The organism is Streptomyces sp. NPDC104202, from assembly GCF_055584185.1.
Genome location: NZ_JBVJMN010000030.1, coordinates 15,793 through 38,351, shown reverse-complemented (window position 1 = coordinate 38,351; position 22,559 = coordinate 15,793). Strand labels below are relative to the sequence as shown.

At 73.4% G+C, this 22,559-nt stretch carries 18 protein-coding genes; 11 read left to right on the top strand and 7 right to left on the bottom strand.

The annotated features are described in order from the left end of the window. Positions 1-6: 6 nt before the first annotated feature. Both ACZ60W_RS20250 and ACZ60W_RS20245 read right to left on the bottom strand, forming a co-directional pair. A complete protein-coding gene (locus tag ACZ60W_RS20250) occupies positions 7-969 on the bottom strand; it encodes a carbohydrate kinase family protein (protein ID WP_469756747.1) in 963 nt (320 codons plus the stop codon). Between the two features lie 5 nt (positions 970-974). Further along, positions 975-1,991 carry a pseudouridine-5'-phosphate glycosidase gene (locus tag ACZ60W_RS20245; protein ID WP_469756703.1) on the bottom strand — a complete coding sequence of 339 codons (1,017 nt, stop codon included), beginning with the start codon at positions 1,989-1,991 and terminating at the stop codon, positions 975-977. 275 nt (positions 1,992-2,266) lie between these two features. Between ACZ60W_RS20245 and ACZ60W_RS20240 the strand changes: the two genes are divergently transcribed. From ACZ60W_RS20240 to ACZ60W_RS20225, 4 genes are all read left to right on the top strand, one after another. Next, entirely contained in the window at positions 2,267-2,623 is a 357-nt protein-coding gene (locus ACZ60W_RS20240) for a cupin domain-containing protein (RefSeq protein ID WP_469756702.1), read from the top strand. Positions 2,624-2,911: 288 nt separating this feature from the next. Further along, on the top strand, positions 2,912-4,255 hold the full coding sequence (locus ACZ60W_RS20235; protein ID WP_469756701.1) for a discoidin domain-containing protein: 1,344 nt from the start codon (positions 2,912-2,914) through the stop codon (positions 4,253-4,255). After that, positions 4,255-5,547 (top strand): MFS transporter, encoded by a 1,293-nt coding sequence (locus ACZ60W_RS20230; protein WP_469756700.1) that lies wholly within the window; start codon positions 4,255-4,257, stop codon positions 5,545-5,547. Before ACZ60W_RS20235 ends, ACZ60W_RS20230 begins: the two co-directional genes overlap by 1 nt. 5 nt (positions 5,548-5,552) lie before the next feature. Then, positions 5,553-6,539 carry a hypothetical protein gene (locus ACZ60W_RS20225; protein WP_469756699.1) on the top strand — a complete coding sequence of 329 codons (987 nt, stop codon included), beginning with the start codon at positions 5,553-5,555 and terminating at the stop codon, positions 6,537-6,539. Positions 6,540-6,569: 30 nt separating this feature from the next. Here ACZ60W_RS20225 and ACZ60W_RS20220 read toward each other — a convergent pair whose 3' ends face one another. Together ACZ60W_RS20220 and ACZ60W_RS20215 are read right to left on the bottom strand one after the other, a co-directional pair. Next, positions 6,570-7,856, bottom strand: a complete 1,287-nt coding sequence (locus ACZ60W_RS20220) for an MFS transporter (RefSeq protein WP_469756698.1) — start codon at positions 7,854-7,856, stop codon at positions 6,570-6,572. 79 nt (positions 7,857-7,935) lie between these two features. Next, positions 7,936-8,502, bottom strand: a complete 567-nt coding sequence (locus tag ACZ60W_RS20215) for a methylated-DNA--[protein]-cysteine S-methyltransferase (protein ID WP_469756697.1) — start codon at positions 8,500-8,502, stop codon at positions 7,936-7,938. Positions 8,503-8,739: 237 nt separating this feature from the next. On the opposite strand from ACZ60W_RS20215, the gene ACZ60W_RS20210 reads away from it, so the two are divergent. From ACZ60W_RS20210 to ACZ60W_RS20190, 5 genes are all read left to right on the top strand, one after another. After that, positions 8,740-9,639: an MHYT domain-containing protein gene (locus ACZ60W_RS20210; protein ID WP_469756696.1), complete on the top strand. Its 900-nt coding sequence runs from the start codon at positions 8,740-8,742 to the stop codon at positions 9,637-9,639. 71 nt (positions 9,640-9,710) lie between these two features. Beyond that, positions 9,711-11,840, top strand: coding sequence for an excinuclease ABC subunit UvrB (gene uvrB / locus ACZ60W_RS20205; protein WP_469756695.1), 2,130 nt, complete (start codon positions 9,711-9,713; stop codon positions 11,838-11,840). 142 nt (positions 11,841-11,982) lie between these two features. Further along, entirely contained in the window at positions 11,983-12,561 is a 579-nt protein-coding gene (locus tag ACZ60W_RS20200) for a TerD family protein (RefSeq protein ID WP_366302121.1), read from the top strand. Between the two features lie 114 nt (positions 12,562-12,675). After that, positions 12,676-14,592, top strand: a complete 1,917-nt coding sequence (locus ACZ60W_RS20195; RefSeq protein ID WP_469756694.1) for a TerD family protein — start codon at positions 12,676-12,678, stop codon at positions 14,590-14,592. Between the two features lie 233 nt (positions 14,593-14,825). Continuing rightward, entirely contained in the window at positions 14,826-15,833 is a 1,008-nt protein-coding gene (locus ACZ60W_RS20190) for a TerC family protein (protein ID WP_469756693.1), read from the top strand. Between the two features lie 84 nt (positions 15,834-15,917). On the opposite strand, the gene ACZ60W_RS20185 is transcribed toward ACZ60W_RS20190, so the two are convergent. From ACZ60W_RS20185 to ACZ60W_RS20175, 3 genes are all read right to left on the bottom strand, one after another. After that, positions 15,918-17,225 (bottom strand): MFS transporter, encoded by a 1,308-nt coding sequence (locus tag ACZ60W_RS20185; RefSeq protein ID WP_469756692.1) that lies wholly within the window; start codon positions 17,223-17,225, stop codon positions 15,918-15,920. Positions 17,226-17,346: 121 nt separating this feature from the next. Continuing rightward, on the bottom strand, positions 17,347-18,003 hold the full coding sequence (locus tag ACZ60W_RS20180; RefSeq protein WP_469756691.1) for an MBL fold metallo-hydrolase: 657 nt from the start codon (positions 18,001-18,003) through the stop codon (positions 17,347-17,349). 35 nt (positions 18,004-18,038) lie between these two features. Continuing rightward, the gene (locus tag ACZ60W_RS20175) at positions 18,039-18,722 is read right to left on the bottom strand and encodes a maleylpyruvate isomerase family mycothiol-dependent enzyme (RefSeq protein WP_469756690.1); all 684 of its coding nucleotides are present in this window, start codon (positions 18,720-18,722) and stop codon (positions 18,039-18,041) included. Between the two features lie 156 nt (positions 18,723-18,878). On the opposite strand from ACZ60W_RS20175, the gene uvrA reads away from it, so the two are divergent. After that, a complete protein-coding gene (gene uvrA / locus ACZ60W_RS20170) occupies positions 18,879-21,923 on the top strand; it encodes an excinuclease ABC subunit UvrA (RefSeq protein WP_469756689.1) in 3,045 nt (1,014 codons plus the stop codon). Positions 21,924-22,059: 136 nt separating this feature from the next. Continuing rightward, positions 22,060-22,506, top strand: coding sequence for a Rieske (2Fe-2S) protein (locus tag ACZ60W_RS20165; RefSeq protein WP_469756688.1), 447 nt, complete (start codon positions 22,060-22,062; stop codon positions 22,504-22,506). The last annotated feature ends 53 nt before the right edge of the window (positions 22,507-22,559 follow it).

The window sequence follows — 22,559 nt, the reverse complement described above, 5'->3', positions numbered from 1 at the left end:
GCGCGCCTACGGCGGGGCATGGAACGGTCCGGCCGCGGGGGGTCTGCCGCCCACGCACGTCACCGCCTCCGCGCCCGCGCGGCAGCCGGCCCCGGCGGCCCGTGCCGGGTCCGCGCCGGCGAGCAGGGCCGCCAGGAAGGCCCCGGTGAACGCGTCGCCCGCCCCCGTCGAGTCGACGCGCCGAGCCGCGGGCACCGGCGGGGCCGCCACCCGGACGGAGACCGAGCCGTCCTCGGCGAGCAGGGCGCCCGCCGCTCCCAGGGTGACCACCACCAGCGGGAAGTTCCGGCTCAACTCCGCCGCGGCCTGGGCGGGTTCGGCGACGCCGGTGAGGGAGCGGGCCTCGTCGGCGTTGGGCAGCAGGATCTCCGCGCCTTCCGTCGCGGCCAGGAACCGGTCCGCGCCCAGCCGGTCGAGGAACCCCGACGAGGCCGGGTCGACGCTGACCGGGACGCCGGCCCGCCGGGCGTCGCGCAGGGCCCGCCGGGCCGTCTCGCGGCTCGGGTCGGCGAAGAACAGGTAGCCCGAGAGGTGCAGTCGGGCCACGCCGTCGAGCAGGTCGGCGGACCAGTCGGCGGGGGACAGGCGCAGCGCGGCGCCGCTGTCGGTGAGGAAGGTGCGCTCGGCGGAGGAGTCCACGAGCGCGATGACCGTGGCCGTCGCGGTGTCCGGGTCCGGCACGAGCAGGGGGCGCACCCCGGCCCGCCGCAGCGCCCGCTCGTGCCAGGCGGCCGCGTCCGTCCCCACCCGGCCGAGCAGCCGTACGTCGTCCCGGCCGGAACGCGCCGCCCAGCAGGCCGCGTTGGCCCCGGCGCCGCCCGGCAGGGTGCGGATCTCGGCCGCGGTGTCCGTGGCGGGCGCGAGTGGGGTGCGGTGCCGGGCGACCACGTCGGTGACCACGTCGCCGACGACGAGCAGCGCGCCGCCGGACGGTCCCGCGGCCGGGTGCGGCGGCGGCGCGTCCGCCAGGGGCGTCACCGACCGGCGGGGCCGTGCGCCCCCGTGCCGCCCAAGGCGCCGCCGCGCGCACCGCCGCCGAGCGAGGTGCCGGCGGCCGGGCCGCCCCCGGGCGCCGCCGTGCCGCGCTGCTCCCCGTACGCCGCCGCGACGGCCGCCGCCAGCCGCACGTTGCCCCGGACGGCCGCGAGGTTGGCCTCCAGGGAGGCCCCGTCGGTGTGCGCGGTGAGGTACTCCAGCAGGAACGGCGTGACGGCCTGGCCGGTGATCCCCTTCTCGCCCGCCGCCGTGAGGGCCTGGGTCAGGACCCGGTCGTGCAGGGCGGGGTCCAGCTGGTCCGCCTGAGGGACGGGGTTGGCGACGACGAGCGCGGCCGTGGGGCCGCCGAGCGCGTCCTGCGCGCGGAGGACGCGGGCCACCTCGCCGGGGGTGTGCAGGGTCCAGTCGACGGGCTCGCCGGAGGAGGAGAGGTAGAAGCCGGGGAAGTACCGCGTGCCGTAGCCGACGACCGTCACCCCGAGGGTCTCCAGCCGCTGGAGCGTCGCGGGCACGTCGAGGATGGACTTGACCCCGGCGCACACGACGGTGATCCCGACCCGGGCGAGGAGGCGCAGGTCGGCGGACTCGTCCTGGGTCTCGCTCCATCCGCGGTGCACTCCGCCGAGGCCGCCGGTCGCGAAGACCCGGATCCCGGCGGCGTGTGCCAGCCACGCCGTCGCCGACACCGTGGTGGCGCCCGTGACGCCGGTCGCCAGGGCCGGGGCCAGGTCGCGGTGGCCCAGCTTCCGGACGGCGGGATCCTCGGCGATCCGGGTCAGGGCCGTCGGGTCGAGGCCCACTCGCGCGGTGCCGTCGACCACCGCGACGGTGGCCGGGACGGCGCCGCCGGCCCGCACCAGCTCCTCCAGCTCCACCGCGACGGCGAGGTTGCGCGGGCGCGGCAGGCCGTGGGCGATGATCGTCGATTCCAGCGCGACGACGGGCCGGCCCTCGTGGAGCGCCTCCCGTACCTCTTCGGACACCTGTGTGGACATGTCCCATTCCTTGGCGCGGCCGCGGGCCCCGCAAACCTCGTCGGCGACCTCACGCCACGGCGGCGGGACCGGCCGCGGAATCCGTCACGCGGCGCCGGCGCCGGCCGCGGGGGAGGCCCGCGGGGCCCTTCGGAGGCCGCGCCGGAGGGGTGGTTCGGATTTCGTCGCCGTCGCCGGTCGGGGACGTCGTGCCTGGTGGGAGGCGAAGCGGAGGGGATTCCTCCAGGGGCTCCCGGCCGGTCGGAGGCCGCGCGGCCCCGCTACAGTCACCGGCCATGACGACTCATGACCTGCCCTCCTTCGCCGTCCACATCCCCGACGCCGAGCTCGAAGCGGAGCCGCTCGACCCCGGCCAGATCGTCTCCGGCACGCCCGAGGTGACGGGCAGGGTGCTGTGGGAGTCGGCCGACGGCAAGCAGCTGCGCGGCATCTGGCAGATCACCCCCGGCGTCGTCACCGACACCGAGGCCAACGAGCTCTTCGTGGTGGTCTCCGGCCGCGCGACGGTCGCCGTCGAGGGCGGCGAGACGCTGGAGATCGGGCCGGGCGACGCGTGCGTGCTCCGCGAGGGCGACCGCACGACCTGGACGGTGCACGAGACCCTCCGCAAGGCGTACCACATCAGTCTCTGAAGTCCCGGGGGGCGCCGGGGAGTTCAAGAGTCTGGTAGGAAACCTTCCTATCCGCTAGCATCCCCGGCGGCGGCTTGGCGCGGCGCCCGATCCCGGGGCGTGACGCGCTCAGCGAGAGCTCTGACCCGGCCGCCGAGCACCACCCCACCGCGTGGCGCCCGAATCGCCACCGGCCGGCCGCCCGTGCCCGCGTCCCCCCGCGGCACGGGCGCCCGGCCAGCGCGGCGGACCGTGGTGCACCGCACCGGTGTCCAGCTCTCGCCACCCCTCAGGTCAGGGAGCCCAGGTATGCGCCTGAACGCCTCCGCCCCACCGCACGGCACCACCACCCGCCGTCTGCCCCTCGTCCTCACCGCCGTCCTGCTGCTCGTCGGCGGCCTCCTCCTCGCCCTGCCCGACCGGGCCGGCGCGGCCGCCGACGTCCTCATCTCCCAGGGCAGGCCCGCCACCTCCTCCTCCGTCGAGGACTCCACCTTCGGACCGGAGAAGGCCTTCGACGGCGTCTCCACCACCCGCTGGGCCAGCACCGAGGGCGTCGACCCCCAGTGGATCAAGGTCGACCTCGGCCCCTCGTCGACGGTCTCCCGCGTCAAGCTCGTCTGGGAGGCGGCCTACGCCAAGGCCTACCGCGTCGAGATCTCCGCCGACAACACCACCTGGACCCGCCTCGCCACCGAGACCGCGGGCAACGGCGGCACCGACGACTGGACCGGCCTCACCGGCACCGGTCGCTACCTGCGCGTGTACGGGACCGCCCGCGGCACCTCGTACGGCTACTCGCTCTTCACGGCCGAGGTCTACGGCACCACCTCCACCACGCCCCCGCCCGGCGGCGCCTTCACCGTCGTCGCGGCCGGCGACATCGCCGCCCAGTGCACCGCCTCCAGCAGCTCCTGCGCCCACCCCAAGACCGCGGCCCTGGCCCAGCGCATCGCGCCGTCCTTCTACCTGACGATGGGCGACAACCAGTACGACGACGCCCTGCTCTCCGATTTCCGCGCCTACTACGACAAGAGCTGGGGCGCCTTCAAGGCGAAGACCCGGCCCGTCCCCGGCAACCACGAGACCTACGACCCGGCGGGACCGCTCGCCGGCTACAAGTCGTACTTCGGGGCGATCGCCTACCCGCAGGGCACCTCCTACTACAGCTACGACCAGGGCAACTGGCACTTCGTCGCCCTCGACTCCAACTCCTTCGACGACCCCGCGCAGATCCAGTGGCTGAAGGACGACCTCGCGCGCAACACCAAGGGCTGCGTCGCCGCCTACTTCCACCACCCGCTGTACTCCTCCGGCGGCCACGGCAACGACCCGGTCTCCAAGCCCGTCTGGCAGATCCTCTACGGCGCCAAGGCCGACCTCGTCCTCAACGGACACGACCACCACTACGAGCGGTTCGCCCCGCAGGACCCGAACGGCCGGGCCACCGCCGACGGCATGGTCGAGATCGTCGGAGGCATGGGCGGTGCCGAGCCCTACGACATCGAGACGGTCCAGCCGAACAGCCAGAAGAGGATCAGCGGCACGTACGGCGTGCTCAAGCTGGACCTCACCGACACCACCTACACCTGGCAGTACGTCGGCACCGACAACCAGGTGAAGGATTCCGGCCCGACCTACACCTGCCACTGATGTACCTCGCGACCACCGGTCGCCGCGACGCGCCGCCCGCCCCCTCGGGGGTCCGGCGGCGCGTCCCCGGCACCGTCCTCGCCCTCGGCGCGGTCAGCCTGGTCACCGACGTCTCCTCGGAGATGGTGACCGCCGTCCTGCCCCTGTACCTGGTCCTCGGACTCGGCCTCTCCCCCCTCCAGTTCGGCCTCCTCGACGGCCTCTCCACCGGAGCCACCGCGCTCGTCCGGCTCCTCGGCGGCGCCACCGCGGACCGCGGCGGCCGCCACAAGCAGGTAGCCGGAGCCGGCTACGCCCTCTCCGCCTGCTCCCGGCTCGGCCTCCTCCTCGCGGGCGGCGCGACCGGCTGGATCGCCGCCTCGCTCGCCGCCGACCGGCTCGGCAAGGGCGTGCGCACCGCCCCGCGCGACGCCCTCATCACCCTCCACAGCCCGCCGGAGGACCTGGGCCGCGCCTTCGGCACCCACCGCGCCATGGACACCACCGGGGCGCTGCTGGGCCCCCTGGCCGCGTTCGCCCTGCTGTCGGCCACGGCGGAGGCGTACGAGAGCGTCTTCGCCGTCAGCTTCTGCGTCGGCGCCTTCGGGGTCCTGCTGTGGCTCCTTGTGGTCCCCGGACGGCGGGCCGCCCCGCAGGCCCGCGGCGCGGCCGACGGCCCCACCGCGCCTCCCCGCGCGCGGGGAGGGCTCCTCACCGTGCTCCGCGCGCCCTCGTACCGGCGGATCGTGGTCTGCGCCGGCCTGCTCGGGGCCGCCACCATCGGCGACGCCTTCCTCTACCTGCTGCTCCAGCGGAGGCTCGACCTCGACCCGACCTGGTTCCCGTTCCTGCCCCTGGGCGCCGCCGCCGTCTACCTGCTGCTCGCCGTTCCCGCCGGGCGCCTCGCCGACCGCACCGGGCGCCGCGCGCCGCTCCTGTACGGCCACGGGGCCCTGCTCCTCGCCTACGGACTGCTCCTGGCCCCCGGACCCGACGGGGCCGTCCTCGTCGGGGTCCTGCTGCTCCTGGGGGTCTTCTACGCCACCACCGACGGCGTCCTGATGGCCCTGGCCGGCCCGTTCCTCCCCGCAGGCCGCCAGGCCGGCGGCCTCGCCCTCGTCCAGACCGCCCAGGCGCTCGCCCGGCTCGGCGCGGCCGTCGCCTTCGGGGCGGTCTGGACGGCGAGCGGACCCGGTACCGCCCTCGTCGCCGCGGTCGTCGCCCTGGCGGCGGCCCTGTGCGCCGCCGCCCGCCTGCTGCCCAAGGCCCCCGCGGCACCCGCCGCCGCCCCCACGGCCCTCCGAGAGGACTGACCCCCATGAACGCCCCGACCGTCACCCCCCTCTCCGCACGCGCGCGCGTGGGCATCCTCGTCCTCGCCCTCCTGCTGCTCGGCGGCGGCGCCACCGCCTACACCCTCCGGGCGGCCTCCGGCCGGGCCGAGGCCACCGGCACCGCCGCCCCCGGCTTCACCGTCACCGGCGGGGCGCTCTACGTCCGGGACACCGCGAGCGGACGCGTCGCGCGCGTGGACCCGTCCGCACCCGGCGGGCGGGTGGCCGGCGGACCCTCCTGCGACCGCTTCCACGCCGCCGGGCCCACGGCGCTCTGCCTCCAGCGGCGCCCGGGCGTGCCGGCCCGCTCCTACGTCCTGGTGCTCGACCGGAACCTGCGCGAGCTGCGCCGCATGTCCCTGCCGGGCATCCCCAGCCGGGCCCGCGTCTCGGCCTCGGGCCGGATGCTGTCCTGGACGATGTTCGCGACGGGGGACTCCTATGCCCGCTCGTCCTTCTCGACCCGCACGTCGATCCTCGACCTGCGCACCGGCTACCTGGTGAAGAACATCGAGCAGATCCCGCTCACCCTCGGCGGCCGCCGCCACCACGCCCCGGACGTCAACTACTGGGGCGTCACCTTCGCCGCCGACGACAACCGCTTCTACGCCACCGTGTCGACGGGCGGCCGCACCCACCTCGTCCAGGGCGACATGGCGGCATGGTCGGCGCGGGCCCTGCGGGAGAACACCGAATGTCCGTCGCTCTCCCCGGACGGCACCCGGATCGCCTTCAAGAAACGGGTCTCCGACGGGCCGCGCGAGCCGTGGCGGCTCTACGTCTACGACCTGCGCACCGGGCGTGAGCACCCCGTCGCCGAGCGGCGCGGCATCGACGACCAGGCGCTGTGGACGGACGGCGACACCCTCGCGTACGGCTACGGGGGTGCGGTCTGGTCGGTGCCGGCCGACGGCACGGGTGCCCCGCGCTCCCTGATGAGCGGTGCCTCGTCCCCGGCCGCGCCGCGCTGACGGGGCCGGGGGACGGGGGCGGGCGGCCGGTCAGGCCTTGCGGAGCGTGCCGCGCACCGCCAGCGCCGCCATCGGCAGCAGCAGACAGGCGGCGATCGCGTTCAGCGGGCCGTAGCCGGCCTGCGAGACGATCAGGCCGGCCGCGAGCCCGCCGAGACCGGCCGCGGTGTTCATGACGAAGTCGGAGAGCCCCTGGACCGCCGCCCGGGCCGCCTGCGGCACCGAGTCGGTGAGCAGCGCCGAACCGGAGACGAGCCCCGCCGACCAGCCGAGGCCGAGGACGAAGAGGCCCGCGGCGGTCCGGCCGTGGCTCGGCCCGGCCGTGCCCGCGACGAGGGCCGCGACGCCGAGGAGCCCGACCGCGAGCCCGATGACGGACAGCCGGCCGAGCCGGTCGGAGAGCCAGCCCATCACCGGGGAGAAGGCGTACATGCCCGCGATGTGCCCGCTGATGACGAGGCCGATCAGCTGGATGTCCGCGCCGTGGTGGGTGAGTGCCACCGGTGTCATCGACATGATCGACACCATCGCGGTGTGCGAGGCGGCGACCGTGACCAGGGCGAGGCGGGCCGTCGGCGACTCCCGCACCGCCCGCAGACCGGCCCGCAGCGACCGGCCCTCCGCGGCCTCGCCCGCCCCGGCGCCGCTCAGCGCGCGGGCGGTGAGGAGCGGGTCCGGGCGCAGCAGCAGCGCCACCAGGGCGGCCGCGACGACGAAGACCCCGGCGGCCCAGACGAACGGGCCCGCCGTGGCCGGGATGCCCAGGCCCGCGACGCTCCTGCCGGCCGGCGCGGCGATGTTCGGGCCGAGGACCGCGCCGATGGTCGTCGCCCACACCACGGTGGAGATGGACCGCGCCCTGCGGTCCGGTTCGGCCAGGTCGGCGGCGGCGAAGCGGGCCGCCAGGTTCGCCGAGGAACCGGCGCCGAAGCCGACGAGGCCCACGAGCAGCAGCGGGAAGCTGTCGACGACCGCCCCGAGCACCGCGACCCCGGCGCCGACGGCTCCGATGAGGTACGCCAGGACGAGCCCGGCCCGGCGCCCGCGCGAGGCCATCAGGGAGGCCAGGGGCATGGCGAGCAGGGCGGGGCCGGCCACGGTGGCCGTCGACGCGAGCCCGGACAGGGCCTCGGAGCCGCTGACGTCCCTGGCCAGGACGGCGGAGAGGGCGACGCCGGTGGCGATGCCGAGACCCCCGAGGATCTGGGTGCCGATCAGCACGGCCTGGATGCGGCGGCGCAGGGCCGGCAGTTCGCCCTCGGCGACGGGTATGTGCCCGGGCAGCGTGGAGTCAGGGGCATCGGAGGTGTGGGTCACTTACGTGAGTGTGCCAGCCGTCCCACCCGAGGGGAACGCCCCGGGCCACCGGCTCAGCGGCGCGGGGGCGGGCCCGCGCTCAGAACAGCGGTGCGGGCAGCACGCCCTCCAGGGCCAGCAGCTGCCGCTTGGTCTCCAGGCCGCCGCCGAAACCGCCGAGCCCGCCGTCGCTCTCCACCACGCGGTGGCACGGCACGACGACGGGCAGGGGGTTGGCGCCCATCGCGGCCCCGACCGCCTGCGCCGCGCCCGGCTGCCCCACGCGCCGGGCCAGCTCGCCGTATCCCACGACCGTGCCGTACGGGACGGTCGCCGCCAGCTCGCGCAGCACCTGCCGGTGGAACCCGGTCGTCAGGCTCCAGTCCAGGGGCAGGACGAGGTCGTCGGGCTCGCCCGCGAAGTACCGGTCGAGCCGGCGCAGCGGCTCGGCGAGCAGCCCCGAGGCGCGCTCCACCGGCTCCGCGCCGAGCTGTCCGGCCAGCCGTCCGAGCATCCGGGCCCGCCGCGCCGGATCGGCGTGGAACTCGACCCGTACGAGCCCCCGCGCGGTGGCGGCGAGGAAGAGCGGCCCGAGGGCGCTCTCCACGACCGTCCACTCCGCCGGGGCGTTCCCCGCCCCGCCCGCCGGCCCCGTTTCGATCTCCATGCGGTCCACGGTACGGCCGGGGACCGACAACGGGGGCCCGAAGGGCGCGGGCCGCCGGCGGCACGGGCACCGCCCTCCAAGATCACGGGCCGGTCTCGCTCAGGTCTCACCCACGGCAATTCCCCGGTCACGTGGTCGCCGGGCCCCCGGCGCGCCATAATCTCGCCCCGGTAGTACTACCCAGCGGTACCGACTGTTTTCGGACGACGTGGCACCAGGGGTGGAGGACAGACGCTCATGCAGGGCACGGTCGACGGATTCAGCTACGGGCTCGTCACGCCGGTGGCCGCCTTTCTCATGGCGTGCCTCGGCGGCGCCCTCGGGCTGAGGTGCACCACCAGATCGCTCCGCCACCGCGACAGCTTCAAGGCCGGCTGGCTCGCCCTCGGCGCCACCTCGATCGGCACCGGCATCTGGACGATGCACTTCATCGCGATGATGGGCTTCTCGGTCCAGCAGGCCCCCGTGAGCTACGACCGCCCCCTGACCTTCGCCAGCCTGGGCGTCGCCGTCCTCATGGTCGGTGTCGGCATCTTCATCGTCGGCTACCGCGGCGCCACCGCCCTCACCCTGGTCACCGGCGGCACGATCACCGGTCTCGGCGTGGCCACCATGCACTACCTCGGCATGGCCGGCATGCGCCTGCAGGGCCGCATCGAGTACGACACCCTCACCGTCGCGATCTCCGTGGTCATCGCCGTCGTGGCGGCCACGGCGGCCCTCTGGGCGGCCGCTTCGGTGCATGGGTTTCTGGCCAGTCTCGGTGCGAGCCTCGTGATGGGCGTCGCCGTCAGTGGTATGCACTACACCGCCATGGCCGCGGTCAGCGTCCACCTGCACGGGGCCGAGCCCCGCAGCGGCACCGGCGACACCGCCACCTCGCTCCTGCTGCCGATGCTGATCGGCCCCGCGGTCTTCCTCATCCTCGCCGCCGTCGTCGTCATGTTCGACCCGCTGCTCGTGATGGGAGACCCGGACTGGCAGCGGTCCGACGCCCGCGGCGTGAACCGCCCCGGGGTGCCCGCCCCGCGCCACGTGCCGTCCTACGGCGAGCCCGCCAACTGGACCGCCCGCCCCGCCGGACGCGCCGCGCGCCGGAGCGTCCCCCGCGGCGGCCACCGCTCCCAGGACTGGTGACGGGACACCCGACGGACGGCCGCCGGGCCGATCACCACCCGCCTGTCAGTGCCGGGTCGTACGGTGGATCCATGCGGCCCGTTTCCAAGATCGAACGTTCGGTGGCGCCCTTCGAGGTCGTCAGCCCCTTCCAGCCCAGCGGCGACCAGCCCGCGGCCATCGCCGACCTCGAGCGGCGCATCCGCGCGGGCGAGAAGGACGTCGTGCTCCTCGGCGCCACCGGCACCGGCAAGTCGGCGACCACCGCCTGGATGATCGAGAAGCTCCAGCGCCCCACCCTGGTCATGGCGCCGAACAAGACGCTGGCCGCCCAGCTGGCGAACGAGTTCCGCGAGCTCCTGCCGAACAACGCGGTGGAGTACTTCGTCTCGTACTACGACTACTACCAGCCCGAGGCGTACGTCCCGCAGTCGGACACCTACATCGAGAAGGACTCCTCCATCAACGAGGAGGTGGAGCGGCTGCGCCACTCCGCGACGAACTCCCTGCTCACCCGCAGGGACGTCATCGTCGTCGCCTCCGTCTCCTGCATCTACGGCCTCGGCACGCCCCAGGAGTACGTGGACCGCATGGTCCCGCTGAAGGTCGGCGAGGAGCTCGACCGGGACCAGCTGCTGCGCCGCTTCGTCGACATCCAGTACACCCGGAACGACCTGGCCTTCACCCGCGGCACCTTCCGCGTCCGCGGCGACACCATCGAGATCTTCCCGGTGTACGAGGAGCTCGCCGTCCGCATCGAGATGTTCGGCGACGAGATCGAGGCCCTCTCCACCCTCCACCCGCTCACCGGCGAGGTCATCAGCGAGGACCGCGAGCTCTACGTCTTCCCCGCCAGCCACTACGTCGCGGGTCCCGAGCGCATGGAGCGCGCGGTCAACGACATCGAGCGCGAGCTGGAGGTCCGCCTCGCCGAGCTGGACAAGCAGGGCAAGCACCTGGAGTCCCAGCGCCTGCGGATGCGCACCACGTACGACATCGAGATGATGCGGCAGATCGGCTCCTGCTCCGGCATCGAGAACTACTCGATGCACTTCGACGGCCGCGACCCCGGCTCCGCGCCCAACACGCTCATCGACTACTTCCCCGAGGACTTCCTCCTCGTCATCGACGAGTCGCACGTCACCGTGCCCCAGATCGGCGCGATGTACGAGGGGGACGCCTCCCGCAAGCGGACCCTGGTCGACCACGGCTTCCGGCTCCCCTCCGCCCTCGACAACCGCCCGCTGAAGTGGGAGGAGTTCCAGGAGCGGATCGGCCAGACCGTCTACCTCTCCGCGACGCCGGGGACGTACGAGCTGTCGCGCGGCGACGGCTTCGTCGAGCAGATCATCCGCCCCACCGGCCTCGTCGACCCCGAGGTCGTCGTCAAGCCCACCGAGGGCCAGATCGACGACCTGGTCCACGAGATCCGGCTGCGCACCGAGAAGGACGAGCGGGTCCTCGTCACCACCCTCACCAAGAAGATGGCCGAGGACCTCACCGACTACTTCCTGGAGCTCGGCATCCAGGTGCGCTACCTGCACAGCGACGTCGACACCCTGCGCCGCATCGAGCTGCTGCGCGAACTGCGGGCCGGCGAGTACGACGTCCTCGTCGGCATCAACCTCCTCCGGGAGGGCCTCGACCTGCCCGAGGTGTCCCTCGTCGCCATCCTCGACGCCGACAAGCAGGGCTTCCTCCGCTCCGGCACCTCCCTCATCCAGACGATCGGCCGCGCCGCCCGAAACGTCTCGGGCCAGGTGCACATGTACGCGGACCGGGTCACCCCGGCGATGGAGCAGGCCATCGACGAGACGAACCGGCGCCGCGAGAAGCAGATCGCGTACAACACGGAGCACGGCATCGACCCGCAGCCGCTCCGCAAGAAGATCAACGACATCGTCGCGACCATCGCGCGCGAGGAGATCGACACCGAGGAGCTCCTCGGCAGCGGATACCGCCAGGCGAAGGAGGGCAAGGGCGCCAAGGCCCCCGTCCCCTCGCTCGCCGCCCACGCGCCCAAGGGCCGGGGCAAGGCCGGCTCCACGGTCCAGCTGGGGGACCGCCCGGCCACCGAACTGGCCTCGATCATCGAGGAGATGACCGACCGGATGCGCGCCGCGGCCGCGGAACTGCAGTTCGAGGTGGCCGCCCGGCTGCGGGACGAAGTGGGAGAGCTGAAGAAGGAGTTGCGCCAGATGAAGGAGGCGGGACTCGCCTGACCGGACGGCGGTCCGGTGTGTTGCAAGACCGACACAAAACCGGACCGCCCCTCCGCGGTGTCGGTGGCGCTGCGTAGGGTGCTCGACAACCGCACGCACCGGAACAGCGGTCGCGGGGAACGCCAACGAGAGGGGCAATCGCGTGTCGGTCAACATGACCAAGGGTCAGGCCATCAGCCTGGAGAAGAGGGGCGGGGGCAGCCTCACGCAGGTGCGGATGGGCCTCGGATGGCAGGCCGCGCCGCGCCGCGGTCTCTTCGGTTCGCGCACCCGGGAGATCGACCTCGACGCCTCGGCCGTCCTCTTCGCCGACAAGCAGCCGGTCGACGTGGTCTTCTTCCGCCACCTGGTCAGCGACGACGGCTCGGTCAAGCACACCGGCGACAACCTCGTCGGCGGCGCGGGCCAGGGCGGCGACGACGAGGCGATCCTCGTCGACCTGGAGCGGGTCCCGGTCCACATCGACCAGATCGTCTTCACGGTGAACTCCTTCACCGGCCAGACGTTCCAGGAGGTGCAGAACGCGTTCTGCCGCATCGTCGACGAGACGAACGGGCAGGAGCTCGCGCGCTACACCCTCGACGGCGGCGGCAACTACACCGCGCAGATCATGGCGAAGGTCCACCGGGTCGGCTCCGGCTGGCAGATGACCGCCCTGGGCAACCCGGCCAACGGCCGCACCTTCCAGGACCTGATGCCGGCGATCCTGCCGCACCTGTAGTCACGGCGCGCAGGCACCCACAGCTCCCGGAGGCACCAGGCCGCCGGGAGCTGTCCCACATGATCCGAACAATCCGCGTGGTCCGCACCGGGAAACGCTGAGGGGACAGAGTCGATGACGGCCGAGCTGGTCCGGGGACAGAACCACCCCCTGCCCGACACCCGACTGGAGATCCGGGTGTCGGCCGGTCACCCCGTCGTCGCCGGCGCCACCCTCGGCGACGAGAACGGCCGGGTCCCCGGTGCGGAGTGGGTCGCCCACCCCGGCACGCCCTCGCTCCCCGGCGTCGACGTCCCGGTGCGGTGCGCCGCCGACCACCGCCTCACCGTCGACCTGGCGGCGGTCTCCGACGCCGTCCACCGGGTCTCCGTGCTCCTCGCGCTGCCGGCGGGCACCGGAGCCACCCGCTTCGGGGGCCTCGCCGCGCCCTTCGTCGCCGTCGTCGCCGCCGGAGGCGAGGCGGACGTCGCCAGCTACACGATCACCGGACTCGACACGGAGTCCGCCGTCGTGGCCCTGGAGCTGTACCGCCGCCAGGGCGCCTGGAAGGTCCGCGCCATGGGCCAGGGGTACGAGGGCGGACTCGCCGCCCTCCTCGGGGACCAGGGCCTCGACCGTCCCGCCGACCTCGCCGCGTCCATCCTGGCGGCCGCCTCCCCGGAGCCCGCCGCCGTCCCGGAACCGGCCGTCGCCGAGCCGCCGCTGCGCGTCCCCGAGCCGGAGCGGGTCGGGTCCGCGCCGACCGCCGCACCGGACCCGCACCCCGTCCCGCCGCCGCCGGCGCCCCCGGCCACCCCCACGACGGGCGCGCCGACGCCCGCCACGGGCACCGGCCCGATCAGCTACGCCCACCCCCGCCGACGGCCGTCCGAGGCGCCTGAGCCCCGTCAGGCCCCGCCGGTGCCCGTCGCCGGGGACGCCTCGGGCTGGTCGATGGACGAGCGCCTCTACAACCAGGTCTGGGGGATGTTCGAGGACCTGGCCCGTACGGCCGCCGCCTACCGCAGCGCCTGCGACTTCGCGGAGTCCCGGCTCGACCGCGAGCTGGACCAGTCGCTCTCCGACTACCGCTCCCGCGTCGGCGGCGCCAACGACGCGGCGCGTGCCACCGCCCGCGGCCGCCACGACGAGCTCGTGCGGCGGGCCCAGGAGGTCCTGGACCGGGACCTCGCCCAGCTCGCGGCCGAGTCCGAGGTCGTCGAACCGGCCCTGCCGCCCGCGTACGCCCGCTGGGACAGCCCCGTCTGGCACGCCTACCGCGTCCCGGCCGAGGAGCCGATGGCGGTCCGCCTGGGCGACCTCCACCTGCCCGAGCGCACGGACCTGCGGATCCCGATGCTCGTCCGGCTCCCGCTGGAGCGCGGGCTCTGGGTGGACAGCGGACGGGGGAACTCCGAGGCCGCCGGCCTGCTCGACGAGGTGGAGCTGCGGCGGCTCGCCCTGGACAGCGCGGTGGCACACGCCGCCCGGCTGCTGGCCGCCCACCCGGCCGGCGAGTTCAGCGTCCACGTCCTCGACGCGGCGGGCGCGGGCACGGCGGCGCTCGCCCCGCTCGTGGACACGGGCGTCCTGGCCGCCCCGCCGGCCCGGGGTGCCTCCGGTGTCTCCGCCGTCCTCGAACAGCTCACCGAGCGGGTCGACCTGCTCCAGATGGCGTCGCGGGCCGGTGCCGCCGACGCCCTCCCGCCCGGTCTCGACACGGCCCGGCAGCTGCTGGTCGTCCACGACTTCCCGCACGGCTTCGACGACCGGGCGGTCACCCGGCTGCGCTACCTCGCCGACGAGGGCCCGTCGGTCGGCGTGCACCTGCTGATGGTCGCCGACCGCGCCGACGCCGCCGCGTACGGTCCGCTGCTCGACCCGCTGTGGCGCTCGCTGCTGAGGCTCACCCCCGTCGCCGACGACCACCTCGCCGACCCGTGGGTCGGCCACGCCTGGTCGTACGAACCCCCGGTGCTTCCCCCGGGCGGCTCGGTCCTCCGCCAGGTCCTGGCCCAGGTGGCCGCAGCTCGCCATGGAAAGCGGTTCTGACCTGGGCTTTTGGGGGCTCTTTACCCTGCTCTTTACCTTCTCTTGGTCATTCGGGTACTCTCTTTCCTGCGGAGGGGAGTACTCCCCATTGCGCGGCGTACCCGTCAATACGGACGGATCCCCCCGGGGTCCGATCCCGGGGCGTCGGCCCGGCGGCGGTGTCCGCGGCTCGGGTGGAAGAGACCTCCGGCAGCGACGACGCTGATCAGTAGCCGTACGACGCCGGAGGCGCAGTGGACGTTTCAATGACCATGTGGGTGCTGACCGTTCTCGGTCTGTGTGCCCTGATCGGTGCCGACTTCTTCATCGGGCGCAAGCCCCATGACGTGTCGGTCAAGGAAGCGGGAATCTGGACGATCGTCTGGATCGTCCTCGCCGGACTCTTCGGGCTCGGCCTGTGGTACTTCGGCAACAGCCAGGCGGCGGGGGAGTTCTTCGCCGGCTACATCACGGAGAAGTCGCTCAGTGTCGACAACCTCTTCGTCTTCGTCCTGATCATGGCGAAGTTCGCGGTGCCCTCCCACCTCCAGCAGCGCGTGCTGCTGGTGGGCGTGGTGATCGCGCTGGTGCTGCGCACCGTCTTCATCCTCGCGGGTGCCGCGGTCATCGCGAACTTCTCCTGGATCTTCTACATCTTCGGCGCGTTCCTGATCTACACCGCGTGGAAGCTCATCCAGGAGGCGCGCGCCGACGAGGAGGAGGACGACTGGGAGGAGAACCGCCTCCTCAAGATGGCCGAGAAGCGGTTCGGCGTCGCCGACCGGTACCACGGCACCAAGCTCTTCATCCGGGTCAACGGCAAGCGCGTGATGACGCCGCTGATGGTCGTCATGCTCGCCATCGGCACCACCGACATCCTCTTCGCCCTCGACTCCATCCCGGCGATCTTCGGCCTCACCCAGGACCCGTACATCGTCTTCACGGCCAACGCCTTCGCCCTGATGGGTCTGCGACAGCTGTACTTCCTGATCGGCGGCCTGCTCAAGAAGCTGGTCCACCTCAGCTACGGCCTGTCGGTGATCCTCGGCTTCATCGGCGTGAAGCTGGTGCTGCACGCCCTGCACGAGTCCGGGGTGCACGTCCCGGAGATCTCCATCCCGTTCTCCCTCGCCTTCATCTGCGGCGTCCTGGTGATCACCACGATCACCAGCCTGATCGCCTCCAAGCGGCAGGCGGACCGGGAGGCCGCGGAGAGCCTGGCCGACGCCGACGGCACCGAGAAGGACAGCATCGGAGCCTGACGCGGCACGCCCGGCGACGGCCGGCCACGGGACCCCTCCCGCGGCCGGCCGTCGCCGTCCCGCCTGCGGCGGTCACCGCCGCCGTCATACCGCCGCCGTCTCCTCCGCGGCCTCCTCCGCCGCGTCCGAGCGCTCCCCGGAGCGCCCCGGCAGGGTCTCCGGCAGCAGGGCGAAGCAGCCCAGACTCACCAGGGCGACCAGCGTCAGATAGGCCGCCACGCCCCAGGGCGGGCCCGCGCCGCCGTCGGAGAGCGCGGTGGCGACGAGAGGGGTCAGGGCGCCGCCGAGGACGCCGGCGAGGTTGTAGCCCACCGCCGCGCCCGTACAGCGGACCCGTGGCTCGTACAGCTCCGGGAGGTACGCGGCGACCACGGCGAACATGGTGATGAAGGCCAGCAGCGCGCCCAGGAAGCCGAGGAACATCAGCAGCGGCTCCGCCGTGTGCAGCAGCGCCACCATCGGGAACATCCACAGCGCCGACCCCGCGCAACCCGCCAGACACAGCGGGCGCCGGCCCCAGCGGTCGGCGAGCAGCGCCACGAACGGGGTGGTCGCCCCCTTGATCGCCACCGCCGCCATCACACAGGTCAGCATCACCGTGCTGCTCACCCCGAGTCGCTCGGTGCCGTAGGCCAGTGCCCAGGTGGAGACCGTGTAGAAGACGGCGTACCCGACCGCGAGCGCGCCGGCGGTCAGCAGCACCAGACGCCAGTGGTCGCGCGCCACCTCGGCCAGCGGGGCGCCCGCCCGCCGCCCGGTCGCGGACAGTTCCTCGAACTGCGGCGTCTCCGCCAGCGAGCGGCGCAGCAGCAGCCCGGCCGCCGCGAGCAGCCCGGCGGCCCAGAACGGCACCCGCCAGCCCCAGGAGCGGAAATCCGCGTCGCTCAGCCCGGCCGTGAGAGCCAGCATCACGCCGTTCGCCAGGAGGAAGCCGATCGAGGGGCCGATCTGCGGGAAGCTGGCCCACAGCGCGCGCCGGCGCTCCGGGGCGTGCTCGGCCGTCAGCAGGACCGCTCCGCCCCACTCGCCGCCGAGGCCCAGGCCCTGGAGGAAGCGGAGCACCAGCAGCAGCACCGGGGCGGCGATGCCGAGCGTCGCGTACGGGGGGACGCAGCCGACCGCGACGGTGGCGCAGCCCGTCAGGAGCAGCGAGGCGAAGAGGACCGGCCGCCGCCCGTACCGGTCGCCGACGTGGCCGAAGAGGACCGATCCCAGGGGCCTGGCGAGGAAGCCCGCGGCGAAGGTGCCGAAGGCTGCCAGGGTGCCCGCGAGCGGGGAGAACGTCGGGAAGAACAGCGGTCCCAGGACGAGGGCCGCGGCGGTTCCGTAGACGAAGAAGTCGAAGAACTCGATGGCCGTGCCGACGAGCGAGGCGGCGGCGAGCCGCCCCATCGACGGGGTGCAGGGTGGCGACGGAGCGTGACGTTGGCGCATGTGGCGCCAACTACCCCGCCGCCGTCCGGGTTACGGGGGGCGTGCGGAAGCGCGCAGCTCCGGAGGTGCGCGCCGGGCGTCACCAGCCGCGCTCGCGCCATTCCGCGAGGTGGGGGCGCTCGTCACCGAGCGTGGTGTCCTTGCCGTGCCCCGGGTAGATCCAGGACTCGTCCGGCAGGACCGCGAAGAGCTTGGTCTCCACGTCGTGGAGGAGGCTCGCGAACGCCTCGGGGTCCTTCCGGGTGTTGCCGACCCCGCCCGGGAAGAGGCAGTCGCCGGTGAAGACGTGCGGGTGGCCGTGCGGGTCGTCGTAGACCAGGGCGATCGAGCCCGGGGTGTGCCCGACCAGGTGGCGGGCGGTCAGCTCGACCCGTCCGACCCGGACGGTGTCGCCGTCCTCGACGGGCACGTCGGTCGCGACCGGGATGCCCTCCGCGTCGTACGCGCCCGCGTACGTCCGGGCGCCGGTCGCCGCGACCACGTCCGCGAGCGCCTGCCAGTGGTCGCCGTGCCGGTGGGTGGTGACGACGGCGGCGATGCCGTCGTCACCGATCAGCGTCAGGAGCGTGTCCGCGTCGTCGGCCGCGTCGATCAGGAGCTGCTCGCCGGTCGCCCGGCAGCGCAGCAGATACGCGTTGTTGTCCATCGGGCCGACCGCGACCTTCGAGATCATCAGGTCGGTCAGCTCGTGCACGTCCGCAGCCCCGCCGACCTTCACCACTCCGCTGTACGTCATGGCCTCAGCCTAGCTTCGCCCGCGGAGGGGAGCGGCTACAGCGGGGGCAGCTCCGGGAGCGGTCCGCCCTCGGTGGCGAGGCCCGATCCGTCGCGGCGCCCGGCGAGCCAGCCGAGCAGGTCGGCGGCCGGACCCGTGACGGTGACGGCGCCCGAGGTGCCGCCGGTCTTCCACGTCCCGCCGCCGTCGGCCCGCAGGACGGTCGCCGGGACGCTCTCCAGGCCGGTGAAGCGCTCGGCGAGGAAGTCGATCTCGCGGGAGGTGAACTCCTCGGGAAGGTCTTCCAGCTCGTAGCCGACGTCCAGGTCGACGTGGTGGAGGGCCACCTCCACCCAGCGGCGGAAGGGGATGCGGGAGGCGCTGTCCGTGACGCCGTTGCGGAGCTCCACGGTGCGGCTCCAGTCCGCGGGCTCGGCGCCCGTGGCCGCGAAGCGGTCGGCGCTCTCGCGCAGGTCGGCGAGGTGGACGTCGAGCGGGCGCGCGGCGTCGCGCGCGATGTCGGCGTCGCGGGTCGCGGCGTCGGCGTACATGGGGAGGCCCCGGAGGACGTTCACCAGGGCGTCGGCGTTGCGGGCGACGTGGGCGAGGACGTGGCCGCGGGTCCAGCCCGGAAGCCGTGACGGCTCGGCCGCCGCCGCGTTGTCCCAGGAGGCGGCCGCGGCCAGCAGCCGGTCGGTCGCCTCGCGGACGGAGGCAAGGTCGCGTTCGTGGTCGATCATGGCGCAGACCCTAGCGCCGCCACTCATTCGGGTGAAGCGGTCTCGGAGCGGCCGGAAATCGAATGTGCGTGCTATAGGCTCGATGGAAGCATCCGGCATCCTTGGTTGTTGGGTGTGTCAGGCACATCCGCTCTCTGAAGAAAGGTGCGGACCGGCGTGGCCGACCGTCTCATCGTCCGTGGCGCTCGCGAGCACAACCTCAAGAACGTCTCGCTCGACCTCCCGCGTGACTCCCTCATCGTCTTCACCGGGCTCTCGGGATCGGGCAAGTCCTCCCTCGCGTTCGACACGATCTTCGCCGAGGGGCAGCGCCGCTACGTCGAGTCGCTCTCCTCCTACGCCCGGCAGTTCCTCGGTCAGATGGACAAGCCGGACGTGGACTTCATCGAAGGTCTGTCGCCCGCCGTCTCCATCGACCAGAAGTCGACCTCGCGCAACCCGCGCTCGACGGTCGGCACCATCACGGAGGTCTACGACTACCTCCGCCTGCTCTTCGCCCGCATCGGCAAGCCGCACTGTCCCGAGTGCCGCCGCCCGATCTCGCGCCAGTCGCCGCAGGCCATCGTCGACAAGGTCCTGGAGCTGCCCGAGGGCAGCCGCTTCCAGGTCCTCTCGCCGCTCGTGCGCGAGCGCAAGGGCGAGTTCGTCGACCTGTTCGCCGACCTCCAGACCAAGGGCTACAGCCGTGCCCGGGTCGACGGCCAGACCGTACAGCTGAGCGAGCCGCCGACGCTGAAGAAGCAGGAAAAGCACACGATCGAGGTCGTCGTCGACCGCCTCACCGTCAAGGACAGCGCCAAGCGCCGGCTCACCGACTCCGTCGAGACCGCGCTCGGACTCTCCGGCGGCATGGTCGTGCTCGACTTCGTCGACCTCCCCGAGGACGACCCCGAGCGCGAGCGGATGTACTCGGAGCACCTCTACTGCCCGTACGACGACCTCTCCTTCGAGGAGCTGGAGCCGCGCTCCTTCTCCTTCAACTCGCCCTTCGGTGCCTGCCCCGACTGCACCGGCATCGGCACGCGCATGGAGGTCGACCCCGAGCTGGTCGTCCCCGACGAGGACAAGTCCCTCGACGAGGGCGCCATCCACCCCTGGTCGCACGGCCACACCAAGGAGTACTTCGGCCGGCTCATCGGCGGTCTCTCGCAGGCCCTCGGCTTCCGCACGGACATCCCGTACGCGGGCCTGCCGCAGCGCGCCAAGAAGGCCCTGATGCACGGGCACAAGACCCAGGTCGAGGTCCGCTACCGCAACCGGTACGGGCGCGAGCGGGCCTACACCACCCCGGCCTTCGAAGGCGCCGTCTCCTTCGTCAAGCGGCGCCACAGCGAGGCCGAGAGCGACTCCAGCCGCGAGCGCTTCGAGGGCTACATGCGCGAGGTGCCCTGCCCCACCTGCCAGGGCACCCGCCTCAAGCCGATCGTCCTCGCGGTCACGGTCATGGACCGCTCCATCGCCGAGGTCTCCGCGATGTCCATCAGCGACTGCGCCGAGTTCCTCGCCCGGCTCACGCTGAACGCCCGCGACAAGAAGATCGCCGAGCGGGTCCTCAAGGAGGTCAACGAGCGGCTGCGCTTCCTCGTCGACGTCGGCCTCGACTACCTCTCGCTCAACCGCGCCGCGGGCACCCTCTCCGGCGGCGAGGCCCAGCGCATCCGGCTCGCCACCCAGATCGGCTCCGGCCTGGTCGGCGTGCTGTACGTGCTGGACGAGCCCTCCATCGGCCTCCACCAGCGCGACAACCACCGGCTGATCGAGACCCTGGTCCGGCTCCGCGACATGGGCAACACCCTCATCGTCGTCGAGCACGACGAGGACACCATCAAGGTCGCGGACTGGGTCGTCGACATCGGCCCCGGCGCCGGCGAGCACGGCGGCAAGGTGGTCCACTCCGGCTCCCTGAAGGAGCTCCTCGCCAACGAGGAGTCGATGACCGGGCAGTACCTGTCCGGCCGCCGCGCGATCGCCACGCCGGACATCCGCCGCCCGGTGGACCCCGGCCGCCGGCTCACCGTGCACGGCGCCCGCGAGAACAACCTGCAGGACATCGACGTCTCGTTCCCGCTGGGCGTGCTCACCGCCGTCACCGGCGTCTCCGGCTCGGGCAAGTCGACCCTGGTCAACGACATCCTCTACACCCACCTGGCGCGCGAGCTCAACGGCGCCCGGTCGGTGCCCGGCCGGCACACGCGGGTGGACGGCGACGACCTCGTCGACAAGGTCGTGCACGTCGACCAGTCCCCGATCGGCCGCACCCCGCGGTCGAACCCGGCGACCTACACCGGCGTCTTCGACCACGTCCGCAAGCTCTTCGCCGAGACGATGGAGGCCAAGGTCCGGGGCTACCTGCCCGGCCGGTTCTCCTTCAACGTGAAGGGCGGCCGCTGCGAGAACTGCTCCGGCGACGGCACGATCAAGATCGAGATGAACTTCCTCCCGGACGTCTACGTCCCGTGCGAGGTCTGCCACGGCGACCGGTACAACCGGGAGACCCTGGAGGTCCACTACAAGGGCAAGTCCATCGCCGAGGTCCTGGACATGCCGATCGAGGAGGCCCTGGACTTCTTCGAGGCCGTCCCGACCATCGCCCGCCACCTGCGCACCCTCAACGAGGTCGGCCTCGGCTACGTCCGCCTCGGCCAGTCGGCGCCGACGCTCTCCGGCGGCGAGGCGCAGCGCGTCAAGCTCGCCTCCGAGCTCCAGAAGCGCTCGACCGGCCGCACGGTCTACGTCCTGGACGAGCCGACCACGGGTCTGCACTTCGAGGACATCTCGAAGCTGATCAAGGTCCTCTCCGGCCTGGTCGACAAGGGCAACTCGGTGATCGTCATCGAGCACAACCTCGACGTCATCAAGACCGCCGACTGGGTCATCGACATGGGACCCGAGGGCGGCAGCGGCGGCGGTCTGGTGATCGCCGAGGGCACACCGGAGGAGGTCGCCTCGGTCCCGGCGAGCCACACCGGCAAGTTCCTCCGCGAGATCCTCGGCGCCGACCGGATCAGCGACGCCGGCGTGACCGTCCCCGCGGCCCGCCGGACGAAGAAGGCCGCGGCGAAGAAGGCACCCGCCCAGAAGACCGCCGCCACCGCGAAGAAGACGGCCGCCAAGACGGCGACGTCCAAGACGGCCGCCACGAAGGCGGCGGCCGTCAAGGCCACCGCCAAGAAGACGGCGACCCGGGCCCGCAAGGCCTGAGCACACGACGAGGGCCCCCGGCGACGGGGGCCCTCGCCGCACCCCGGGCCCGAAAGAAGGCCCGCCGGACCCCGCCGGTATCGTCGGTTCGGTCCCCCCTGGGGCGTCTTGTCCCCGACCTCACCGTGGAGCGCTCATGTCCGGCCAGTCCAGCCGCCGCACCGTCCTGAAAGGCGCCGCCCTCGCCGGTGCCGCCGGGCTGGGAGTCGCCGCCTGCTCCACCGACTCCAAGCTGGGCCACGCCCAGGTCCCGACCCCGACCGCCCCGGTCCCGCTCGGCGCCCCGGACGCGATCCCGGTCGGCGGCTCCAAGCTCTACCGCGAGCAGCGGCTCGTGGTGAGCTGCCCCGCCAAGGGCCAGTACAAGGCGTTCAGCGCCCAGTGCACCCACGCCGGCTGCGTCCTCGACAAGGTCGAGGACAACGAGGGCAACTGCCCCTGCCACGGCAGCCGCTTCGACGTCACCACGGGCAAGGCCCTCCGAGGCCCCGCCACCGTCCCGCTCCCCGAGGTCCCCGTCCGCGTCGAGAACGGCACCCTGGTCGCCGGCCCCGAGACGGCGGGCACCGCCCCGGCCGCCTGAGGCCCCGGCACCGGGGACCCCGCGCGGCGGCGGCCCGGGAGCGACCTCCCGGC